This is a genomic window from Achromobacter sp. B7 (genome assembly GCF_003600685.1).
GTDB lineage: Bacteria > Pseudomonadota > Gammaproteobacteria > Burkholderiales > Burkholderiaceae_B > Achromobacter > Achromobacter spanius_B.
Genome location: NZ_CP032084.1, coordinates 4,097,177 through 4,117,355, shown reverse-complemented (window position 1 = coordinate 4,117,355; position 20,179 = coordinate 4,097,177). Strand labels below are relative to the sequence as shown.

The window sequence follows — 20,179 nt, the reverse complement described above, 5'->3', positions numbered from 1 at the left end:
CTATGACGCAAGCGGGGGTTAAGGCTGCGCGGGGCAGGGCGATTGCGTGGAATGCCCTGGTGACGAAGAGCGCCGCATGGAAGTCCACCGCGCTGAACGCCTTTGCATTGAAATCCTTGGCATCGAAGGCCACCCTGGCGGCCGCGCTGCTGGCCATGCCGCTGGCCGTGCAGGCGCAACTTTCCCCGGACCTGGGCGAGCGGCTGGCACGCGACTACGCCCGCCCGGCCGTCAGCAAGATGGTGGATGCCGCCGCCGCGCTGGATGGCGCGCTGGGCGGCTGGTGCGCCAAGCCGGATGCCGCCGGCGCCACGCGCGTGGCCGACGCCTATACACAGTTGGCGCTGGCGTGGTCCGGCGTCGAGATTCTGCGTTTTGGCCCGCTGGTGCAAGCCAACCGCTTTGAACGGCTGGCGTTCTGGCCCGACACGCGCGGCGTCATGCCGCGCCAGGTGCAGCAGTTGATCGCCGCGCAAGACGCCGCCTTGCTCGCGCCCGGCGCGCTGGCGGGCCGCAGCGTGGCGGTGCAGGGCCTGCCCGCGCTGGAATACGTGCTGTACGGCGACCCCGCGCTGCTCAAGCAGACCGGCGCGCCGACCTTTGCCTACGCCTGCGGCTATGCCCGCGCGGTAGCCGCCAACGTTACGACGATATCGCGCGATGTGGCCCAGGCCTGGAGCCCGCAAGGCGAGTTCGGCCGCCAGTTCGCCAAGCCGCAAGCCGGCAACGACCTGTACCGCGACCCCCAGGAAATTGCCGCCGAGGCCATGAAGGCCTTGTCGACCGGTTTGCAGTTTGCCCGCGACGTGAAGATCCTGCCGGTGTTGGGCGAATCCCCCGACGCCGCGCGGCCCAAGCGCGCCGCGTTCTGGCGCAGCGGCATGTCCACGCGCTTGCTGGCGGCCAATCTGGATGGCTTGAGGGCGTTCTATCAGGCGGGCGCCTATGCCTTGCCCGCCGGCAGCGACTGGATGGATGTGTCCGTGCGCGGCGAATTGCAGTCCGCCGCCCAGACCTTGCAAGCCGTGCCCGCCCCGCTGGACGCCGCGCTGCAAGACGAAGAAGGGCGACGCTTGTTGCTGTTGGCCTCGCTGACCATCCAGAACGCCAAGGCCATCGTCGACCAGGATCTGGCCCCGGCGCTGGGTGTCACCATCGGGTTCAATGCGCTTGATGGTGATTGACCGCCGCCGCTTCCTGATGCTGGCCACGGCGCTGGGCTTGTCGCCCAACGCCGCCCGGGCGGTGCTGCCCGCCGATGGCGGCGCGTTGTATCTCAGCGCGCGCAAGCGCGGCGGCCGCGACGAAGCCGTGTTGCTGGACGAGGCCGGGCACGACCGTCTGGTGGTGCCGATGCCCGCGCGCGGCCATAGCTTTGCCATCGACGCCGCGCGCCAGCGCGCGGTGGTGTTCGGCCGCCAGCCGGGCTTTTTTGCCGTGGCGTTTTCGTTGCGTGACAAGGGCCAGCCACAGGCCTTGCCTGTGCCGGACGAACGCCATTTTTTCGGACATGGCGCGTTTATTGATGGCGGGCGCCTGTTGGCCGCCACGGAAAACGACTTCGAAGGCGGGCGCGGTGTGCTGGGCATCTACGATGCCTCGCCGGGCGGCGAGTGGCGCCGAATCGGCGAATTCGATTCGGCCGGTATCGGTCCGCACGAAGTCGTATTGATGCCGGACGGCAAGACGCTGTGCGTCGCCAACGGCGGCATCCTGACGCATCCCGATTACGGCAAGCTGGAACTGAACCTGGACACGATGCGGCCATCGCTGGCCTATATCGACGCGGCCAGTGGCCGGTTGCTTGAAAAGGTGGAGCTGCCGCCCACGCTGCATCGCTTGTCGATCCGGCATCTGGCGCTGGCGGCCGACGGCTGCGTGTGGTTCGGCTGCCAGTACATGGGACCGGCATCGGATCGGCCCGCGCTGGTCGGGCGGCATCGGCGCGGCGCGCCGCTGGAACTGTTCGAGGGGCCGGCCGAGACGCTGCGCAATATGCGCAACTACGTCGGGTCGGTCACGGTGGATGCGGCGGGCGGCGTCATCGCCACGTCCAGCCCGGTGGGCGGGCAGGTGATGTATTGGGACGCGGCCAGCGGCCGCTGCCTGGGCACGACGCCATTGGCCGACGGGTGCGGCGTGGCGCCCGCGCCCGAAACCGGGTTTCTGATCAGCAGCGGCCTGGGCGCCATGCTGCGCGCCGATGCCACGGGTTACCAGGCACCGGTGCTGCCGCCTTCGCGCGAGCTGTCCTGGGACAACCACTTCCGCGTCGTCAAAGCCTGACACTGCGCACGGCACTTACAAAGCTTGACATAGCAAGCCCGCGCCGCGCCCCTTTGCGTCGGCGTCATCTGATACAGTTTTCGGTTGTTATTTTTTGTGGAAAATTCCATGGAAGACGCCTTGAACGAATTCCACGCCTGGGCCCCCAGGCTGGTTGATATGGGCATCAATCTGTCGGTGGCCCTGCTGATCCTGATCATCGGGTGGTGGGTGTCGTCGCTGCTGGGAAGGTGGGTGCGGCGCGCGTCCACGCGTTCCACCAAGATCGACCCGACCATCGTGCCGATGTTCTACAGCACGGTCGTGTGGGCCGTGCGCATCTTTACCGTCATCGCCGTGCTGGCGCGATTCGGCGTACAAACGGCCAGCTTGATCGCCGTGTTGGGCGCCGCCGGTCTGGCTGTGGGCCTGGCGCTGCAAGGTACGCTGCAAAACATCGCGGCCGGCATCATGCTGCTGATCTTGCGCCCCATCCGCGCGGGCGAATACATCGCCCTGAGCTCCGGCGCCGATGGCACGGTGGCCGAAGTGGGCTTGTTCCTGACCCGGCTGGTGCAAGGCGACGGCATCCACCTGACGCTGCCCAACAGCACCGTCTGGAACGCCACCATCACCAACTACAGCCGCAACAAAACGCGCCGCCTGGATATCCCGGTGCCGGTGCGCTATGGCGACGACCTGGATCAGGTGATGAACAAGCTCAAGGAAATCGTGGCCGCGCGCCCGGATGCGCTGATGGATCCGGAGCCGCAGATCAAGGTGTTTGAGTACAAGGAAAGCGGCGTCATCGTGAACGTGCGCGTGTGGGCGGAATCCAGCAAGTATTGGGATCTGCGCTGGGGCCTGTACCAGGAAATCCGCACCTCGCTGGAAGCGGCCGGTTTTCAGCCGCCGATTCCGCTGCGCGAAATCCAGAACCCCAAGACTGCCGGCAAGGCGGACGCGGCCACCTGATGGTCGCCGGCTTGTCGAGCATGCAAACGGGCGCCTTCGGGCGCCCGTTGTTTCATGCGGCCAAGAAGGCGTCCGCCATCTGGTCCACCCTCTGGCTCGCCATCAAGCCTGCATCGCCAGCCGCGCCAGTTCCGATTTGATCCAGCCCGCGATCTCGCGCTGACGCTGGGCCGGCATGCGGTCGATGATGGCCGTGACACTGACGGCCAGCAGCGGCGAGCCGTGCGAATCCAGCAGCGCGCAACCCACGCCCAGCGCGCCACGCACCGCGTGATTGCCCACCACGGAATACCCGCGCGCGCGGGTGTTGTCGATCAGCCGGTACATTTCCTGCGGCGTCATGCCGCCGTATTCGTCCAGCCGGCCCGAATTGCGGTCGACGATGCTGCGTGCAATGTCGTCCGGCAGCGCGGCCAGCAGCGCCATGCCGCCTGAGCCCACGCCCAGCGGCTGGCGCTTGCCGGCGTAGGTGGCCAGGATCTGCACCGGGTAGCTGCCGATTTCGCGATGCAGGCTGATGGAATCATCATCGTCGCGCACCACCAGGAACACGGCGTCGCCCGTGCGGTCCGCCAGGCGGCGCAGCACGGGCAGCAGTTGACGCACGCGCGGATCGCGCGAGCGGGTGTCGGGGTCCACGGCCAGCTGGGCGCGATATTTCTTGGTGCCCGTCACGGGCAGCACCAAGCCGGCGTCCAACAGGGCGGCCAACAGGCGGTAGATGGTGGGGCGCTGTATGCCCGTCAAGCGGGCGATATCGGTCACGCTGAGGCCGTCGGGCCCTTGGTCGCGCAGGGCGGCCAGCACGGCAAGTCCGCGCCGCAACGTACGTGGGCCTGCGGCCGCGGCATCACTGTCTTGCATGCAAATCTCTGAAAACTTAGGGTTATTGCGGAACGGTCAAGGGAAAACCATTGTCCGTAGCGTGGACTCTACCTTGATGCAACCGTCGTGTATAGCTCAAAATGCGTCATCAAATAATTCGAATCGTCCATCTAATGGACAGTACCTGCACGGAGACACTATGACTACAGGTCAAAAGCCTGGCCTGCGGCGTTTTGCCGCCACCCTTCTGGCTACCGCCGCAAGCGCGTTCGCAATGGGTTCCGCCCATGCCGCATACCCTGACAAACCCGTCCGCATCGTGGTCGGATTTTCCGCCGGTGGTACCACCGACGTGATCGCCCGCATCATGGCCAAGGAACTGACCGAGGCCCTGGGCCAGTCGTTCGTGGTTGAAAACAAGCCGGGCGCCGGCAGCAACATCGCCACCGATCAGGTGCAGCGCGCCGCCCCGGATGGCTACACGCTGCTGTTCGTGGCCGTCACCAGCGCCATCAACCAGACGCTGTACAAGAACGTCACGTTCGATCTGACCAAGGACTTCGCCCCGGTCGCCCTGGGCGCCAAAGTGCCCAACATCCTGGTCGTGAACCCGGAAGTGCCGGTCAAGTCGGTCAAGGAACTGGTCGATTACGCCAAGAAGAATCCGGGCAAGCTGGCTTTTGCCTCGTCGGGCAGCGGCACCTCCATCCACATGGCGGGCGAGCTGTTCAAGATGAAGGCGGGCATTGACGTGCTGCACGTGCCCTACAAGGGCAGCGCGCCGGCCATGACCGACCTGATCGGCGGCCAAGTGCAATTCATGTTCGACAACATGCCGTCGGCATGGCCGCACGCCCAATCGGGCAAGCTGCGCGCCCTGGCCGTCACCACCAGCGACCGCTCCAAGAGCGCGCCGGACCTGCCCACCATGAAGGAATCGGGCTTTACCGATTTTGACGTGTCCTCCTGGTTCGGCCTGCTGGCCCCGGCCGGCACGCCGCCGGAAGTGATCAACACGCTGAATGCCGCCATGCAGAAAGCGCTGGACAAGCCTTCCGTGCAGACCAGCTATGAAAAGCTGGGCGCCGTGGGCGTGAAGACCACGCCGGCTGAATTCGGCGCGTTCATCAAGTCGGAAGTCGATGGCTGGGCCCCGGTGGTCAAGGCCTCGGGCGCCAAGGTGGACTGATAGCGGGACACCCCGGCCAGCACCAGTTGCTGCCGGGGCTGTGATCCCAAAGGGACGGACCTTGCGCCCGTCCCTATTTTTTTGCGCCGCCGTTGCGCCGAGCGGTGGCCAGCATGGCGGTGCAGACGCCGCGCATCATGTCCACTTCGTCGCGCGTCAACGCCGGCCGCGAAAACAGGTGGCGCATGCGCGGCATCAACTTCTTCGGGTGCGCCGGGTCCAGGAACTGGACGCCGATCAGCGCTTCTTCCCAATGCGCCAGGAACGCCTGCACGGCCTCGCCCGAAGCGGGCTCGGCGCCGCGCGACGGCTCTTGCGCGGTCGACGCGGGCAACAGCGCCGCGCCTTGTTCCACCAGCAGGGCGTAGCGCAGCTCCCAGGCGGCCAGCTGCAAGGCCTGGGCCACGTTCAGCGAGCTGTATTCCGGGTTGGCGGGAATGTGGCAAATGCGATGGCACAGCGCGATCTGCGCGTTGGTCAGCCCGGCGCGTTCGGTGCCCAGCACCACGGCGGCCACGCCTTCGGCTGTGCCGGCCAGATGCGCGCGGGCCAGGTCGGCCGCCTGACGGATGTCGCAGGGCGGAGGACCCAGGTCGCGCACGCGCGCGGTCAGGGCAAACGCCATGGTCACGGGCGCCAGCGCTTCTTCCAGCGACGGATAGATGCGCGCGTTTTCCAGCACGTCCAGCGCGCCGCTGGCCAAAGCCACGGCTTCGGGCTGGCTGGTTACATCTGGAAATTTAGGCTCTACCAAGACCAATTCGGAGAAGCCCATTGTCTTGATGGCGCGGGCCGCCGAACCCACGTTTCCGGGGTGGCTGGGGTTCACCATAATGAAGCGAACACGTGAAAATGCTTGAGTCATTTAAAATGGCGCGTTTGGCTTCACGCCTTCCTGGTTTTTTGGGTCGATTTCCCCGTTGGGGCGACGACGATTCGGGGGGGCGGCAAGTGGCCTATCATCACGCGAACCCACCGCATACGTACGGAATTTTATGCACCCGATGCTCAACATCGCCATCAAGGCGGCCCGGCGTGCCGGCACCATTATCAACCGTGCCAGCATGGATTTGGAACGACTCAGCGTGGCTCGCAAGGGGCCGCGCGATTATGTCACGGAAGTCGATCGCGCCGCCGAGGAGTCCATCGTCGAGACACTGCATGCCGCTTACCCGGACCATGCCGTGCTGGGCGAGGAATTCGGGCTGCAAGGTCCCGACCAGGCTGAATTCCAATGGATCATTGATCCCCTGGACGGCACCACCAACTTCATCCACGGCCTGCCCAACTACGCCGTGTCGATCGCGCTGACCCAGCGCGGCCAGGTCACGCAAGCGGTCATCTATGACCCCTCGCGCAATGAACTGTTCACGGCCAGCCGTGGCAGCGGCACCTTCCTGAACGACCGCCGCGTGCGCGTCTCGGGCCGCACCCGCTACCACGAAGCCCTGTTGGGCGCGCACTGGCCCAACGCCGGCGATCCCGAACAGGGTTCGCAGCGTTTCCGCCATATGGCCGAAAGCGTTACGGGCGTGCGCCGCATGGGTTCCACCGTGCTGGACCTGGCCTACGTGGCCAGCGGCCGCCTGGACGGCTTCTGCGGCGTGGGCCTGAAGCCCTGGGATCTGGCCGCCGGCAGCCTGATGGTGCTGGAAGCCGGTGGCCTGATCGCCGATTTCGACGGCGAACAAGGCTGGATGGACAGCGGCAACGTCCTGGCCGCCACGCCCAAGATCTTCACGCAGTTGCTGACGTCGCTGAACCCGCCGTCCGCCGCCTGATCGCGCGGGCCGATGCGGCCTGCAACAGACCGGCCTTCGGGCCGGTTTTTTTATGGCCCTCGCACGGCGAACACAAGCCATGCACATGGCTGAAAACCATTGGCCATCAGGCAAACGGAGGGCCGCGTGTCACCGGCATGTCACGAATTTTCCATGTACGATTACCGGTCGTGTAACTTCTGGAGCTCCTGATGGAGTGGCTGCTAGACCCCGCAGCGTGGGTCGGCTTGCTTACCCTGGTCGTCCTTGAGATCGTCCTGGGCATTGATAACCTGATTTTCATCGCCATCCTGGCGGACAAGCTGCCCCCTGCGCAACGCGACCGCGCGCGCATCATGGGGTTGAGCCTGGCCCTGATCATGCGGCTTGGCCTGCTGTCCGTCATGTCGTGGCTGGTCACCTTGACCACCCCTTTGTTCACAGTCGGTCCGGTGTCGCCTTCGGGGCGCGACCTGATCCTGATGGTGGGCGGCCTGTTCCTGCTATTCAAAGGCACGATGGAACTGCACGAGCGCCTGGAAGGCGGCCAGCACGCGGGGTCCTCCGGGCCGCGCGTTTACGCCAGCTTCTGGGTGATCGTTACGCAGATCGTGGTGCTGGACGCGGTGTTCTCGCTGGACTCGGTCATCACGGCCGTGGGCATGGTGGATCACCTTGCCATCATGATGATCGCCGTGGTCATTGCCATCGGCATCATGCTGCTGGCCTCCAAGCCGCTGACGCGGTTCGTCAACGCGCACCCGACCGTGGTGGTCCTGTGCCTGGGCTTCTTGCTGATGATCGGCTTTTCGCTGCTGGCCGAAGCCTTTGGCTTCAAGGTGCCCAAGGGCTACCTGTATGCGGCCATTGGTTTCTCGGTAGCCATCGAAGCGCTGAACCAGGTGGCGCGCCGCAACCTGCTCAAGCTGGACGCCCGCCGCCCGATGCGCGAACGTACCGCGTCGGCCGTGCTGCGCATGCTGGGCAAGCGCCCGCCCACCAGCGACGAAGCCGACCTGCCCAATGCCGACGGCCCGGCCATCCCGGCGTTCGGCGTGGAAGAACGCAACATGGTCAGCGGCGTGCTGACGCTGGCCGAACGTTCCATCCGGTCGATCATGACGCCGCGCACGGATGTGTCCTGGGTCAATATCGACGACGACCCGGAACTGATCCGCCGCCAGTTGACCGAGGCGCCGCACAGCTTTTTCCCGGTGTGCCGGGGGTCGCTGGACGAAGTGCTGGGCATCGCGCGGGCCAAGGACCTGGTCGCCGACCTGATCACCGAAGGCCGCGTGCGCCGCAACCGGCTGCGCGATCCCATCATCGTGCACGAGTCGATCGGCATCCTGCGGTTGATGGACACGCTGAAGCGTTCGCGCGGGCAGCTGGTGCTGGTGGCCGATGAATTCGGCGCCATCGAAGGGCTGGTTACCCCCATCGACGTGTTCGAGGCCATCGCCGGTGAATTCCCCGACGAAGACGAACTGCCCGACATCGTGGCCGACGGCGACAACACCTGGAAGATCGACGGCGCGGCCGACCTGCACCACGTCGAACAGGTGCTGGAAACCGAAGGGCTGGTCGACGAGGCCCAAGACTTTTCCACCCTTGCAGGCTACCTGCTGTCACGCTTTGGCCACCTGCCCAAGCCCGGCGATGTCTGCGAACACGAAGCCCATCACCAGCGCTTCCGCTTCGAGGTGCTGGAAATGGACGGCCGCCGGATCGCGCTGGTGCGCGTTGAAAAGCGGCCACAGGAAATGCTGTCGGACGAAGCCCCGCTGGCCAACGATTAACCGGAACCCCTACCTATCGTGACTGACAACGCGCTCTATCTGATCAAGGCCTTCATTCTTGGCATTCTTGAAGGCCTGACCGAGTTCATCCCCGTGTCCAGCACCGGCCACCTGATCCTGGTGGGCGACTGGATCAACTTTCAGTCCGGCGATGGCAAGGTGTTCGAAGTGGTCATCCAGCTGGGCTCGATCCTGGCGGTGATGTGGGTGTTCCGCGCGCGGCTGATGCAGCTGATCCGGGGCACCTTGACGGGCGTGGCCAGCGAGGTGGCCTTCACCCGCAACCTGATCATCGCGTTTCTGCCCGCCGCGGTCATCGGCGCCATCTTCATCAAGACCATCAAGTCGGTGTTCTATCACCCCGGCGTGGTGGTGGTGACGCTGGTGGTGGGCGGCCTGATCATGCTGTACGTGGAACGCCGAACGCATCACACGCCGGGCGACGCGCCGGGCGCCGCCGACGACACGGCGTCCGACGAACGGGCATCGGCGCATACGCTGGAACAGATCACCTGGAAGCAGGCGCTGGGCGTGGGCGTGGCGCAGTGCTTTGCCATGATCCCGGGCACGTCGCGGTCGGGCGCCACCATCATCGGCGGCATGATCGCCGGCATCCAGCGCAAGACGGCCACGGAATTCTCGTTCTTCCTGGCCATGCCCACCATGCTGGGCGCGGCCGTTTTCGATATGTACAAGAACTTCGGCCTGCTGACCCAGCACGACCTGTCCGGCATCGCCGTGGGCTTCATCGCGGCGTTCCTGAGCGCGATGGTGGTGGTGCGCGCGGTGCTGCGCTTTGTGGCCAACCATACGTACCGCGTGTTTGCCTGGTATCGCATCGTGTTCGGCGCGGTGGTCGCCGCGTGGATCTTCACGCGCTAGTCCCTTTCAGTCGCGCATAAAAAATGGCCTCGCGGTTGCGAGGCCATTTTCATGGTGCGGCCGTTGCCGGCATTGCACAGCGTTCGGCTTTGTCCTGAGTCTTACTCTTACGATTCCGTTTCCAGGTCGTAGAACGTCAGCCCATCGCTATCGATGATCAGCCAGCCACCGCGCGGGGGCGACACGTGGTCGCAATCCCAGTCGGGCAGCACCCAGCGTTCACGCTTCTTGCCGTCCACGTCCAGCACGTGACGCGCCGGGCGATGCGTGTGGCCATGGACCAGTACGGGCACGCCGCTGTCGCGGAAGATCGCCTCGATGGCGGCGCCATTGACGTCCATGATTTCCATGGACTTCGTCTGGTTGGCTGCCTGGCTTTCGCCGCGAGCCTGCTGCGCCATCGCCAGGCGCTCGGGGATGGTCTTGGCCAGGAACTCGGCCTGCCACTGCGGATTGCGGACCATCTTGCGGAACTGCTGATACGCGGCGTCGTCCGTACAGAACTCGTCGCCGTGCGTCAGCAGCACCGGGCCGGCATCCGTTTGCAGCAGGGCGGGCTCGGGCAAGAGCTTGGCGCCCACCGCCGTCGCCAATTCTTCCCCGATGAGGAAGTCGCGGTTGCCGCGCCCCAGCCATACCGGAATGCGTGCGCTGGTGTCGCGCAGCGCCGTCAGCACCGTGGCAAGCCACGGCGGCGCGGCGCGGATCACGTCATCGCCGATCCAGGCGTCAAAGATGTCGCCCGGCAGCAGCAACGCGGCAGCTTCCTGCCGCGCGGCCTCCAGAAACGCCAGGAATGCCTCGGAGGTGGCCGGCGTGGCCGGCCCCAAGTGCAGGTCGGACGCCAGCCAGATCGGGCCGGGCAGGGCAATCTTATTCAAGAATCTCGGCCTTCTCGATGATCACGTCTTCGTTGGGCACGTTCTGGTGGAAGCCCTTGTTGCCGGTCTTCACGCCCTTGATCTTTTCGACCACGTCGGTGCCTTCGGTGATGGTGCCGAACACGGCGTAGCCCCAGCCGTTCGGCGTGGGCGACGTGAAGTTCAGGAAATCATTGTTGGACACGTTGATGAAGAACTGCGCGGTGGCCGAGTGCGGGTCGCTGGTGCGGGCCATCGCCAGGGTGTACTTGTCGTTCTTCAAACCGTTGTTGGCTTCGTTTTCGATCGGGGCATGCGTTTGCTTTTGCTTCATGCCGGGTTCGAAGCCGCCGCCCTGGATCATGAAACCGTCGATCACGCGGTGAAACACCGTGCCGTTGTAGAAGCCTTCCTTGACGTAGGTCAGGAAATTTTCGACGGTCTTGGGCGCCTTGGCGGCATCCAGGGTGATGACCATATCGCCTTGGTTCGTAACAAGCTTGACGCGCGGGTTGGTGCTCATGGCTTTTGTGCCTTCAGAAGTAGTGGTGGTGGTGGAGGCCGCTGGGGCGGCGCTGACAAGCGCTGGGGCAAATGCGGCCAGCGCGAACGAGCACGCCGTCAGGCGCAGCAGGTGGAAGGGTGAGTAACGGGACATCATTTGCCTTGTTTATCCTTCAGCATGGTTTCGACTTCACGGGCCTTCTCCTGCATGCCGGGCACGCCATCGCTGGCGGCCTTCTTGTAAGTGCGCAGGGCCTGTAGAAGTTGCAGATCGCCCAGGTTGGCTCGGGCGGCGGCGTAGCCGGGGTCAGCGCGTAGTGCCATTTGGAGGGCGTCTTGCGCTTTTTCAAGTTCACCGCGGCTGGCATATAGAGCGGCCAGGTTGTTCCAAGGTTCCGGCAACTCGGGGAAACGCGTGGTCATGTCGGTGTAGATGTCGATGGCTTCGCCCGTGCGGTTCAGGGCGGCCAGTGCACGCGCGTGCTGGAACATCAGCTGCACATCGGTGCCGCGTTGGTCCTTGATTTCGGCCTCGCGCTTTTCGATCATCGCCAACGCTTCTTCGTTATCGCCGCGGTTCAGCAGCATTTCGATGCGGTTGGTGATCTGTGAGGGCGACGGCGTCAAGCGCGTGTCGACACCGGGCTTGGCCGCTTCCAGCAGTTTGGCCAGACTGTCCCAGCCGCCTTCGGGGGGGATGGGGTCCAGGGTGGTGCGCGTGGCGTTGGGGCTGGCCCCACCGCCGCCGGCCATCGACTGGGCAAGGGCGCTACCGGCCGGCGCGCCGGCAAAGGCCAGCGCGAGCAGGGCGACACAAAAACGCGGCTTGATAGTCACGTGGGTATCCGTTAAAAGTCGTGGCCGGGCAGCACTTACGCGTGCGACCGGGCCGCTTGCTATACTTGACGACCGCCATTTTAGCCCCGGTTGCGTTTTTGTTTCGGCAAGAGCTTGAGCTGGAACAGAGATGTCGAGCTGGAGCCCCCCGGCAGGACGCACGGTACCGGGGGTATCAGCGGTACCGGTGATACCGGCGGTATCGTCCCGCCCCAGCAACTTTTTCCGATTTCGCCGCGGAAAGCAATCAGACCAATACATAAGCGCCATGCTGCAAATCTACAACACGTTATCGCGTACCAAAGAACCGTTCAAACCGGCCCAGGCTGGTCAGGTGCGCATGTACGTGTGTGGCATGACCGTGTACGACTTCTGCCATCTGGGCCATGCCCGCATGCTGGTGTCGTTTGACGTCGTGCAGCGTTGGCTGCGCGCCAGCGGCCTGGCCGTGAACTACGTGCGCAATATCACCGACATCGATGACAAGATCATCCGTCGCGCCGTGGAAACCGGCCGCCGCATCGGCGAGGTGACCGAGTTCTATATTGCCGCCATGCATGCCGACGAGCGCGCGCTGGGTGTTCAATCGCCCGACCGCGAGCCGCGCGCCACGCAATACGTGGGCGACATGCTGGACATCATCGGCAAGCTGGAGCAGAACGGCCTGGCCTACCAGGCCGACGACGGCGACGTCAACTACGCCGTGCGTGGCTTTGCCGGTTACGGCAAGCTGTCCGGCAAGACGCTGGACGACCTGCGCGCCGGCGAACGCGTGGCGGTCGGCTCGGCCAAGCGCGACCCCCTGGACTTCGTGCTGTGGAAGTCGGCCAAGGCCGACGAACCCGCCGACACCAAATGGGAATCGCCCTACGGCATGGGCCGCCCCGGTTGGCACATCGAATGCTCGGCCATGAGCCAATCCTTGCTGGGCCTGCCGCTGGATATCCACGGCGGCGGTCCCGACCTGAAATTCCCGCACCACGAAAACGAAATCGCGCAGACCGAAGGCGCGTTCGGCGGCACGCTGGCCAACATCTGGATGCACTGCGGCCCGCTGATGGTGGATTCTGACAAGATGTCCAAATCGTTGGGCAACTTCCGCACCATCCGCCAGACCGTGGCGTTGGGCGACCCGGCGGCGGACGACGCCGACTACCGCGTCAACCCGCGCGAAGCCGAAATGGTGCGCTTCTTCATTGTGCGCAACCACTATCGCAGCTCGCAGAACTACACCCCCGACAACCTGATCGACGCGCAAAACGCACTGGACCGCCTGTACCAGGCCTTGCAGAACGTGCCGGCCGACGACCAGGGCATCGACTGGAACGAGCCGCAGGCCCAGGCCTTCAAGGCGGCCATGGACGATGACTTCAACAGCTCGGGCGCCGTGGCGGCCCTGTTTGAACTGGCCACCGAGGCCAACCGCGACAAAAACGCGCGCAGCGCCGGCCAGTTGAAGGCGCTGGCGTCGTTGCTGGGGTTGTTGCAGCAGGACCCGGCAACGTACTTCCAGTCGCCCACGCGCTATTCGGCCGCCGCCATCGAACAGGGCCCGCGCGCCACGCTGGACGCGGCCGCTATCCAATCGCTGATCGATGCGCGCGCCGCCGCCAAGGCCGCCCGTAATTTCGCCGAGGCCGACCGCATCCGCGCCGAACTGCGCGAGGCCGGTATCGAACTTGACGACAAGCCGGGTGGCTTGACGCAATGGCGGCGGGCCTGAGCCCAGTGGATACGCCTGATATGTCCACCGCCGATCTCGACATTCCCAAGCCTGACTATTGGGAAGCGGCCGTCGCCCATCTGATGCGGCGCGACCGCATCCTGAAAAAAGTCATCCCGCAGCATCCCGAAGTGTGGCTCACGTCGCGCGGCACGCCGTTCGTGACGCTGGCGCGCGCCATCATCGGGCAGCAGGTGTCCACCAAGGCGGCCGACGCCGCCTGGACCAAATTCATCGAAGCCGTCGGCAAGCGCCCCACGCCCGTGGCCGTGCTGCGCGTAGGCGTCGATGGCCTGCGCCGCGCCGGCTTGTCCCAGCGCAAGGCCGAGTACGTGCTGGACCTTGCCGTGCACTTCGGCGAACGCCGCGTCCACCCTGAAAAGTGGGCGGCCATGGACGACGAAGCGGTTATTTCTGAATTGGTCGCCATCCGGGGCATTGGGCGCTGGACGGCGGAGATGTTTTTGATTTTCAATCTACAGCGGCCTGACGTCCTGCCGCTGGATGATCCAGGGTTGCTCAAGGCAATCTCGCTTCACTATTTCAGTGGCGAGCCTGTCTCGCGCTTCGAGGCTCGCGAAGTCTCGCTGGCGTGGCAGCCCTGGCGTACCGTGGCGACCTGGTATCTATGGCGCAGTCTGGAACCGACACCGGTTCAATACTGATGCACACCAGGCAGCCCATCTACGGAACCACACTACATGCGCAATACATTTCTGGAATTTGAACAGCCGCTGGCCGAACTTGAAAACAAGATCGAGCAGCTGCGCTATGTGCAGGCCGATTCTGCGGTAGACATCTCCGACGAGATCGGGCGTCTTCAGCAAAAAAGCCAGACCTTGGCCAAGGAGATCTACGCCAAGCTCACGCCGTGGCAGACGGCGCTTGTCGCCCGCCACCCCCAGCGTCCCTACACGCTGGACTACGTGCGCGAAATGTTCACCGACTTCCATGAACTGCACGGCGACCGCATGTACGCCGACGACCAGTCCATCATCGGCGGCCTGGCGCGCTTCAATGGCACGCCCTGCATGGTCATCGGCCATCAAAAGGGCCGCGACACTAAAGAACGCGCCGCCCGCAACTTCGGCATGCCGCGTCCGGAAGGCTATCGCAAGGCCCTGCGCCTGATGCGCCTGGCTGAAAAGTTCGGCGTTCCCGTGTTCACCTTCGTGGACACCCCCGGCGCATACCCGGGCATCGGCGCCGAAGAACGCGGCCAGTCCGAAGCCATCGGCCACAACCTGTACGCCATGGCCGAACTGAAAGTGCCCGTGATCTGCACGATCATCGGCGAAGGCGGTTCCGGCGGCGCGCTGGCCATTGCCGTGGGCAATGCCGTGCTGATGCTGCAATACGCCACCTACGCCGTGATTTCACCCGAAGGCTGCGCGTCGATCCTGTGGCGCAGCGCCGACAAGGCGCCCGATGCCGCCGAAGCCCTGGCCATCATCGCGCCGCGCCTGAAAGACCTGGGTCTGGTTGACCGCGTCGTCAACGAACCCGTGGGCGGCGCCCATCGCGACCCGCGCGTCATGGCGCGCTTGCTGCGCCGCGCATTGGCCGATGCCCTGCGCCAACTGCAAGGCATGACGCCCGAACAGCTCGTAGAGCAGCGTGTGCAACGCCTGCTGTCCTACGGCGCTTATACGGAAGTGCGCGCGTAGCCCTGGCAAAGGCGCCGGCTGGTACGCCGGCGCCACGGCCGCGCTGCCCGCGCTCCAAATCATGAATGCGCACCCCACGCCCGACACGCCCGACCAGGCCGAGTCGGGCGTGTCGCATTGCGCGTCCGCAGCGCCGTCGGTGTCGACGGAAAAGGGGGCGGCGCCATCCGCTGCGTCTTCGGTGTCGACAGCCGGGCAGACGGTGTTGCCGGCCACGGCGTCGGTGTCGGCCGCAGGGCGACCGGCGTCAACGGTTGCGCTGCCGACATCGCCGGCGCTGACGGTGGCGTTGCGAGACGCCTTGCAGGCGCTGCCCGCCCGTCCCGCACGGCTTGCTGTCGCGTTGAGCGGGGGCGCCGACTCGGCCATGCTCGCCGTGCACGCGGCGGCCGTTGCGCATGATCTTGGCATCGGCCTGTCGCTATTGCACGTGCATCACGGCTTGCAGGACGCGGCCGATGAATGGGGCAGGCAAGTCCATGCGCTGGGCGCATTGCTGGGCCTGCCGGTGCAGGAAGCGCGCGTGCAGGTCGAGCAAGCGGCGGGCAAGGGCATCGAGGCCGCCGCGCGCGATGCCCGCTATGCCGCGCTGGCGCGGTTGGCACAGGCAGAAGGCGCGACTCACGTATTGCTGGCGCATCACCGCAACGATCAGGCGGAAACCGTTTTGCTGCGGCTGCTGCGCGGCACCGGCCTGCTGGGCATGGCCGCGATGTCACCGGTCTCGCAACGCGACCGCATCACCTATGTGCGCCCCTGGCTTGCGCAGGACCGCGCGACGATCCTGCTGGCCGCCGACGCCGTGCGGCACGCGTGCGGCTGGCAACCCGTACAAGACCCCACCAACGCCGATCCCCGCTACACCCGCGCCGCCGTGCGCGAACTGCTGGCGCCCGTGCTGGACAAGCGCTGGCCCGGCTGGCGTGCCATCGTGGCGCGGCATGCCGCGCACATGGCCGAAGCGGCGCAGATCCTGGATGAAGTCGCGCGCGAAGATTTTGCCCGTCTGGACCCCGGCCCCGACGGCGCCAGCTTTTCACTGAAGGCGTGGCGCGAATTGTCCCCGCCGCGCCAGTCGCAGGTGCTGCGCTTCTGGTTGCAACAAAACGGTGCGCGCATGCCCACGGACGCGCGCCTGCGCGACCTGCTGCGCCAGCTACGTGAACTGCACAGCCTGGGGCACGACCGTCAACTGCGGGTGCGGCAACCCGGCCACGTCGTGCGCTGCCATCGCGGGCGCGTGTGGATCGAAGCGCAGGAATAAATCCCGGTTTCTGGGAAGAATCCACGGAAAAATAGCCGCGCAATGAACATAAATTTCCTCAAACTGAGCAAATTTTTACCGCCGCGCTAGAATATATGGTTTTGCCCGTCACCACTTTGCGGCGGGTTTCCAGCCAGAGTACGAGATGTCCCTGATCGTTCATAAATATGGCGGTACTTCGATGGGCTCGGTCGAGCGCATTCGGAACGTGGCGCGTCGCGTCGCGAAGTGGCACGCCGCCGGCCACCAGGTTGTTGTAGTGCCGTCGGCAATGGCGGGCGAAACGAATCGCCTGCTGGGTCTGGCGCGCGAAATTTCGCCGCAGCCCGATAGCCGCGAACTCGATATGATCGCCGCCACCGGCGAGCAGGCCAGCAGCGGTTTGCTGGCCATTGCGTTGCAGGCCGAAGGCGTGCCGGCGCGCAGTTATGCGGGTTGGCAAGTGCCCGTGCGCACGGATTCGTCCTTCACCAAGGCGCGCATCAGCTCGATCGACGACGCCCGCATCCGCGGCGACCTCGACGCAGGCCGCGTGGTGATCGTGACCGGCTTCCAGGGCATCGACCCCGAAGGCCACATCACGACGCTGGGCCGTGGTGGTTCGGATACCTCGGCCGTGGCCGTGGCCGCCGCCATCAAGGCCGACGAATGCCTGATCTACACCGACGTGGACGGCGTCTACACGACCGATCCGCGCGTGGTGCCTGAAGCGCGCCGTATGGCCGTCGTTTCCTTCGAGGAAATGCTGGAAATGGCCTCGCTGGGCTCCAAGGTGCTGCAAATCCGCTCGGTGGAATTCGCCGGCAAATACCGTGTTCCGGTCCGGGTCCTGTCCTCGCTGACCGACCCGCTCATTCCGCTCGACGAAGAAATGGTCTCGGGCACGCTGATTACTTTTGAGGAAGACGAAAAAATGGAAGCCGCCGTTGTCTCCGGCATCGCCTTCAGCCGCGACGAAGCCAAAATCACCTTGCTGGCGGTGCCCGACAAACCGGGTATCGCTTTCTCCATCCTGGGCCCTGTCGCTGCCGCCAACATCGATGTCGACATGATCGTGCAGAACCAGTCCGTGGCTGGCACGACCGACTTCTCGTTCACCGTGAATCGCAACGAATTCGCGCGTGCCGTCGACCTGCTCAAGCGCGAAGTCATCCCCGCCGTGGGCGCGCGTGAACTGTCCACCGACGAGAAGGTCGCCAAGGTCTCCATCGTCGGCATCGGCATGCGTTCGCACGTGGGCGTGGCCAGCCTGATGTTCCAGACGCTTTCGCAAGAAGGCATCAACATCCAGATGATCAGCACCAGCGAAATCAAGACGTCGGTCATCATCGACGACAAGTACATGGAATTGGGCGTGCGCGCGCTGCACAAGGCCTTTGGCCTGGACCAGGCGCCCGCCGCCAAGGAATAAAGGCAGCGGATCGGCACGTTTTTTTTGATTGATGGCCCCGTTTGCGGGCAAGCATCAAAAAATTCGTGCTAGAATCTCGTTCTCTTTTCGGAGACGTGCCCGAGAGGCTGAAGGGGCTCCCCTGCTAAGGGAGTATGTGGCTAAAAACTGCATCGTGGGTTCGAATCCCACCGTCTCCGCCAGATCTTCGGCGCTGGTCCTAAACAACCAGCGCTGAATTAAAAAACCCGCAATCGCGAAATCGATTGCGGGTTTTTTTCATTGGCGCGTGTCGTTCGTGGGGGTATTGGTCGTCGGCGCTTTTTTCATCAGCGTTTTTTCATCAGCGCGTTTTGCATTCCAGCGCGGATAGCAAACCGTGCGCCTGCTCCACGACATCCGCATCGTTCGGCCTGAACGGCATCGGCAACGCTTGCGACAGGCGCTGGTATTGCGCGTGGCTGCTGCGGGCGTAGGCGGGGTCGTAATGGCGGTCGATGAGCTCGCGCGCCAGATCGATGCGGCGGCCGTCGTCCACCATCTGCTGCCAGCCCTGGATTACTTCGCGGCTGTGCAGGCCCAGCATGCGTTGCAGCTGGGCTTTCAACCATTCCGGGTTTTCGAATAGCTGCGCGTAGTCCTGTTGAAGGAACGCGGCGCGGTCTTCGCGCGTGGACGCCACGTTGACGCATACGCCTTCATGCATGGCTCGCAGCAAGGCGGGCGGCAACTCGACGGCGCCTATCTTGCGGCTCTCGGCTTCAACGAACACGGGTTGTGATGCGTCCAGCGCGCGAAGGCGTGCGGCAAGCAGCGTGTCGAAGTGCTTTTGCGAAGGCTGCGCCACGCCGGGCAGGGCGCCCAGCAACGAGCCCCGGTGCGAGGCCAGTTGTTCCAGGTCCAGCGTCTGCGCGCCGGCTTGCGCCAGTGCGTTCAGCAAGCGCGTCTTGCCGCTGCCGGTGGGGCCGACCAGCACCACGCACTGCAAGGCCGCCGGCAAGGTCGCCAGCGCTTGCAGCGTGGCACTGCGATAGCTTTTGTAGCCGCCGTCCAGCTGCCGCGCGCGCCAGCCGATCATGTTGAACATCAGCGTCATGGAGCCGGACCGCTTGCCGCCGCGCCAGCAATAGATCAGCGGGCGCCAGCCTTGCGGCCGGTCGGCGAAGCGCGTTTCCAGATGCTGGGCGATGTTGCGGGCGACCAGCGCGGCGCCCAGTCGGGACGCTTCGAACGGCGACGCCTGGCGGTACAGCGTGCCGACCTGTACGCGTTCTTCATTACTGAGCACGGGCGCGTTGATAGCGCCCGGGATGTGATCGTCGGCGTATTCAAGCGGCGAGCGTACGTCGATGATTTCATCGAAGTCGTGCAGCTTGTCCAGACTTACCAGCAGGTGTTTCACGATGACGGCCAAGAGATAAGGGGGCAATGGAAGCGGCCACTAGGATAGTGCTTTCTGGCGGCGTGGGTTCACGATTGCGATGGCAATGGCTGCCGTATCCGACCCGCGCCGCCATGCGATATTCCAACGCCCCGACTTGCACGTTTTCTGAAACAACGCTATTATTCAAGGCTTGCTTTTTGACGCGCCCGTAGCTCAGCTGGATAGAGTACCTGGCTACGAACCAGGGGGTCGTAGGTTCGAATCCTGCCGGGCGCACCAAGTTTTCTAGAGTGGTTTTTTTTGTAGGGTGGTTTGTAGAACGTAGCGGATTCGTTTCGCGAAATTCGGCAAAAGAACTTGCGAAAAAAACTTCAAAAAAAACTCAAAAAAAACTTAGGAAAAAAGGCAAAAGCAGTAAAAATGGTGAAATTGTTCTGATATAATTTCGCCTCTTTGTCGGAGCGCCCGTAGCTCAGCTGGATAGAGTACCTGGCTACGAACCAGGGGGTCGTAGGTTCGAATCCTGCCGGGCGCACCAAGTTTCACGTCACACTGAAACGCCGAACAAAGAAAATGGAAAGGCCTTTGATCATTGATCGAAGGCCTTTTTGTTTTGCGCGGACGCTTCTTTGTTTTCGTCTTCAAAGCCCCAGTTCCCAACGCTTGCCCAATCGTCGCCCAGCAGTTCGGCCGGGTGCATCGTGCGGTCGGAACCGTTGCCGCATTTCATGGCGTCGGATGCGCAGTATTGATCGCAGCCCCAGCAGACCCGTTCGGGGCGCTTGGGATGCATCGGAAATTTCTTAGCCATGCTGTGCCTCATCAGGGAATCGCTGTCGCGCAGATGCTCGCGGC

Annotated in this window: 19 protein-coding genes and 3 tRNA genes; 15 read left to right on the top strand and 7 right to left on the bottom strand. The window is 64.4% G+C overall.

Features of this window, described 5'->3' with window-relative positions:
- Positions 1 to 155 precede the first annotated feature (155 nt).
- The 3 genes from DVB37_RS18520 to DVB37_RS18510 all read left to right on the top strand — a co-directional run bounded on the left by DVB37_RS18520 (position 156) and on the right by DVB37_RS18510 (position 3,240).
- Positions 156 to 1,184 (top strand): imelysin family protein, encoded by a 1,029-nt coding sequence (locus DVB37_RS18520; protein WP_120157566.1) that lies wholly within the window; start codon positions 156 to 158, stop codon positions 1,182 to 1,184.
- Complete coding sequence (locus DVB37_RS18515) at positions 1,174 to 2,286, top strand: DUF1513 domain-containing protein (RefSeq protein ID WP_162941242.1); 1,113 nt, start codon at positions 1,174 to 1,176, stop codon at positions 2,284 to 2,286. Before DVB37_RS18520 ends, DVB37_RS18515 begins: the two co-directional genes overlap by 11 nt.
- A 108-nt stretch (positions 2,287 to 2,394) precedes the next feature.
- Complete coding sequence (locus DVB37_RS18510) at positions 2,395 to 3,240, top strand: mechanosensitive ion channel family protein (RefSeq protein ID WP_120156400.1); 846 nt, start codon at positions 2,395 to 2,397, stop codon at positions 3,238 to 3,240.
- Between the two features lie 102 nt (positions 3,241 to 3,342).
- Here the strand turns inward: DVB37_RS18510 and DVB37_RS18505 are convergent, their stop codons facing one another.
- On the bottom strand, positions 3,343 to 4,104 hold the full coding sequence (locus DVB37_RS18505; RefSeq protein WP_120156399.1) for an IclR family transcriptional regulator: 762 nt from the start codon (positions 4,102 to 4,104) through the stop codon (positions 3,343 to 3,345).
- Between the two features lie 160 nt (positions 4,105 to 4,264).
- Here DVB37_RS18505 and DVB37_RS18500 point away from each other — a divergent pair, with 160 nt between their 5' ends.
- A complete protein-coding gene (locus DVB37_RS18500; RefSeq protein ID WP_120156398.1) occupies positions 4,265 to 5,254 on the top strand; it encodes a tripartite tricarboxylate transporter substrate binding protein in 990 nt (329 codons plus the stop codon).
- Positions 5,255 to 5,327: 73 nt separating this feature from the next.
- Here DVB37_RS18500 and DVB37_RS18495 read toward each other — a convergent pair whose 3' ends face one another.
- Positions 5,328 to 6,119 (bottom strand): RNA methyltransferase, encoded by a 792-nt coding sequence (locus DVB37_RS18495; RefSeq protein ID WP_120156397.1) that lies wholly within the window; start codon positions 6,117 to 6,119, stop codon positions 5,328 to 5,330.
- Positions 6,120 to 6,249: 130 nt separating this feature from the next.
- On the opposite strand from DVB37_RS18495, the gene DVB37_RS18490 reads away from it, so the two are divergent.
- From DVB37_RS18490 to DVB37_RS18480, 3 genes are all read left to right on the top strand, one after another.
- A complete protein-coding gene (locus tag DVB37_RS18490) occupies positions 6,250 to 7,035 on the top strand; it encodes an inositol monophosphatase family protein (RefSeq protein WP_046804166.1) in 786 nt (261 codons plus the stop codon).
- Between the two features lie 191 nt (positions 7,036 to 7,226).
- The gene (locus DVB37_RS18485; RefSeq protein WP_046804165.1) at positions 7,227 to 8,813 is read left to right on the top strand and encodes a TerC family protein; all 1,587 of its coding nucleotides are present in this window, start codon (positions 7,227 to 7,229) and stop codon (positions 8,811 to 8,813) included.
- An 18-nt stretch (positions 8,814 to 8,831) separates the two neighbouring features.
- Entirely contained in the window at positions 8,832 to 9,695 is an 864-nt protein-coding gene (locus DVB37_RS18480; RefSeq protein WP_046804164.1) for an undecaprenyl-diphosphate phosphatase, read from the top strand.
- Positions 9,696 to 9,802: 107 nt separating this feature from the next.
- Here the strand turns inward: DVB37_RS18480 and DVB37_RS18475 are convergent, their stop codons facing one another.
- From DVB37_RS18475 to DVB37_RS18465, 3 genes are all read right to left on the bottom strand, one after another.
- The gene (locus DVB37_RS18475; RefSeq protein ID WP_120156396.1) at positions 9,803 to 10,576 is read right to left on the bottom strand and encodes a UDP-2,3-diacylglucosamine diphosphatase; all 774 of its coding nucleotides are present in this window, start codon (positions 10,574 to 10,576) and stop codon (positions 9,803 to 9,805) included.
- Positions 10,569 to 11,078: a peptidylprolyl isomerase gene (locus tag DVB37_RS18470; RefSeq protein ID WP_006225507.1), complete on the bottom strand. Its 510-nt coding sequence runs from the start codon at positions 11,076 to 11,078 to the stop codon at positions 10,569 to 10,571. The genes DVB37_RS18475 and DVB37_RS18470 overlap by 8 nt, the downstream gene beginning before the upstream one ends.
- A 134-nt stretch (positions 11,079 to 11,212) precedes the next feature.
- Positions 11,213 to 11,896 (bottom strand): tetratricopeptide repeat protein, encoded by a 684-nt coding sequence (locus tag DVB37_RS18465; RefSeq protein WP_046804161.1) that lies wholly within the window; start codon positions 11,894 to 11,896, stop codon positions 11,213 to 11,215.
- A gap of 268 nt (positions 11,897 to 12,164) precedes the next feature.
- On the opposite strand from DVB37_RS18465, the gene cysS reads away from it, so the two are divergent.
- The 6 genes from cysS to DVB37_RS18435 all read left to right on the top strand — a co-directional run bounded on the left by cysS (position 12,165) and on the right by DVB37_RS18435 (position 18,143).
- Positions 12,165 to 13,619 carry a cysteine--tRNA ligase gene (cysS, locus tag DVB37_RS18460; protein WP_104144232.1) on the top strand — a complete coding sequence of 485 codons (1,455 nt, stop codon included), beginning with the start codon at positions 12,165 to 12,167 and terminating at the stop codon, positions 13,617 to 13,619.
- A gap of 20 nt (positions 13,620 to 13,639) precedes the next feature.
- Positions 13,640 to 14,284, top strand: coding sequence for a DNA-3-methyladenine glycosylase (locus DVB37_RS18455; RefSeq protein WP_104144233.1), 645 nt, complete (start codon positions 13,640 to 13,642; stop codon positions 14,282 to 14,284).
- A 36-nt stretch (positions 14,285 to 14,320) separates the two neighbouring features.
- Positions 14,321 to 15,286 carry an acetyl-CoA carboxylase carboxyltransferase subunit alpha gene (locus DVB37_RS18450; protein ID WP_046804158.1) on the top strand — a complete coding sequence of 322 codons (966 nt, stop codon included), beginning with the start codon at positions 14,321 to 14,323 and terminating at the stop codon, positions 15,284 to 15,286.
- A gap of 61 nt (positions 15,287 to 15,347) precedes the next feature.
- Complete coding sequence (gene tilS / locus DVB37_RS18445) at positions 15,348 to 16,550, top strand: tRNA lysidine(34) synthetase TilS (protein ID WP_240433921.1); 1,203 nt, start codon at positions 15,348 to 15,350, stop codon at positions 16,548 to 16,550.
- Positions 16,551 to 16,695: 145 nt separating this feature from the next.
- Entirely contained in the window at positions 16,696 to 17,961 is a 1,266-nt protein-coding gene (locus tag DVB37_RS18440) for an aspartate kinase (protein WP_104144234.1), read from the top strand.
- Positions 17,962 to 18,050: 89 nt separating this feature from the next.
- A tRNA-Ser gene (locus tag DVB37_RS18435) sits at positions 18,051 to 18,143 on the top strand.
- Between the two features lie 140 nt (positions 18,144 to 18,283).
- Here DVB37_RS18435 and mnmH read toward each other — a convergent pair.
- Complete coding sequence (mnmH, locus tag DVB37_RS18430) at positions 18,284 to 19,342, bottom strand: tRNA 2-selenouridine(34) synthase MnmH (protein ID WP_120157564.1); 1,059 nt, start codon at positions 19,340 to 19,342, stop codon at positions 18,284 to 18,286.
- A gap of 184 nt (positions 19,343 to 19,526) precedes the next feature.
- Here mnmH and DVB37_RS18425 point away from each other — a divergent pair.
- Positions 19,527 to 19,603, top strand: a tRNA-Arg gene (locus DVB37_RS18425).
- Between the two features lie 182 nt (positions 19,604 to 19,785).
- Positions 19,786 to 19,862, top strand: a tRNA-Arg gene (locus DVB37_RS18420).
- A 51-nt stretch (positions 19,863 to 19,913) separates the two neighbouring features.
- On the opposite strand, the gene DVB37_RS18415 is transcribed toward DVB37_RS18420, so the two are convergent.
- The gene (locus DVB37_RS18415; protein ID WP_104144235.1) at positions 19,914 to 20,135 is read right to left on the bottom strand and encodes a DUF3079 domain-containing protein; all 222 of its coding nucleotides are present in this window, start codon (positions 20,133 to 20,135) and stop codon (positions 19,914 to 19,916) included.
- Positions 20,136 to 20,179: the final 44 nt, after the last annotated feature.

Coding starts and splice junctions, on each gene's coding strand:
- DVB37_RS18455 (WP_104144233.1), top strand. CDS start 13,640: ATGTCCACCGCCGATCTCGACATTCCCAAGCCTGACTATTGGGAAGCG.
- DVB37_RS18485 (WP_046804165.1), top strand. CDS start 7,227: ATGGAGTGGCTGCTAGACCCCGCAGCGTGGGTCGGCTTGCTTACCCTG.
- DVB37_RS18510 (WP_120156400.1), top strand. CDS start 2,395: ATGGAAGACGCCTTGAACGAATTCCACGCCTGGGCCCCCAGGCTGGTT.
- DVB37_RS18440 (WP_104144234.1), top strand. CDS start 16,696: ATGTCCCTGATCGTTCATAAATATGGCGGTACTTCGATGGGCTCGGTC.
- DVB37_RS18450 (WP_046804158.1), top strand. CDS start 14,321: ATGCGCAATACATTTCTGGAATTTGAACAGCCGCTGGCCGAACTTGAA.
- DVB37_RS18500 (WP_120156398.1), top strand. CDS start 4,265: ATGACTACAGGTCAAAAGCCTGGCCTGCGGCGTTTTGCCGCCACCCTT.
- DVB37_RS18415 (WP_104144235.1), bottom strand. CDS start 20,135: ATGGCTAAGAAATTTCCGATGCATCCCAAGCGCCCCGAACGGGTCTGC.
- DVB37_RS18470 (WP_006225507.1), bottom strand. CDS start 11,078: ATGAGCACCAACCCGCGCGTCAAGCTTGTTACGAACCAAGGCGATATG.
- cysS (WP_104144232.1), top strand. CDS start 12,165: ATGCTGCAAATCTACAACACGTTATCGCGTACCAAAGAACCGTTCAAA.
- DVB37_RS18505 (WP_120156399.1), bottom strand. CDS start 4,104: ATGCAAGACAGTGATGCCGCGGCCGCAGGCCCACGTACGTTGCGGCGC.
- DVB37_RS18515 (WP_162941242.1), top strand. CDS start 1,174: ATGGTGATTGACCGCCGCCGCTTCCTGATGCTGGCCACGGCGCTGGGC.
- DVB37_RS18520 (WP_120157566.1), top strand. CDS start 156: ATGCCGCTGGCCGTGCAGGCGCAACTTTCCCCGGACCTGGGCGAGCGG.
- tilS (WP_240433921.1), top strand. CDS start 15,348: ATGAATGCGCACCCCACGCCCGACACGCCCGACCAGGCCGAGTCGGGC.
- DVB37_RS18495 (WP_120156397.1), bottom strand. CDS start 6,119: ATGACTCAAGCATTTTCACGTGTTCGCTTCATTATGGTGAACCCCAGC.
- DVB37_RS18490 (WP_046804166.1), top strand. CDS start 6,250: ATGCACCCGATGCTCAACATCGCCATCAAGGCGGCCCGGCGTGCCGGC.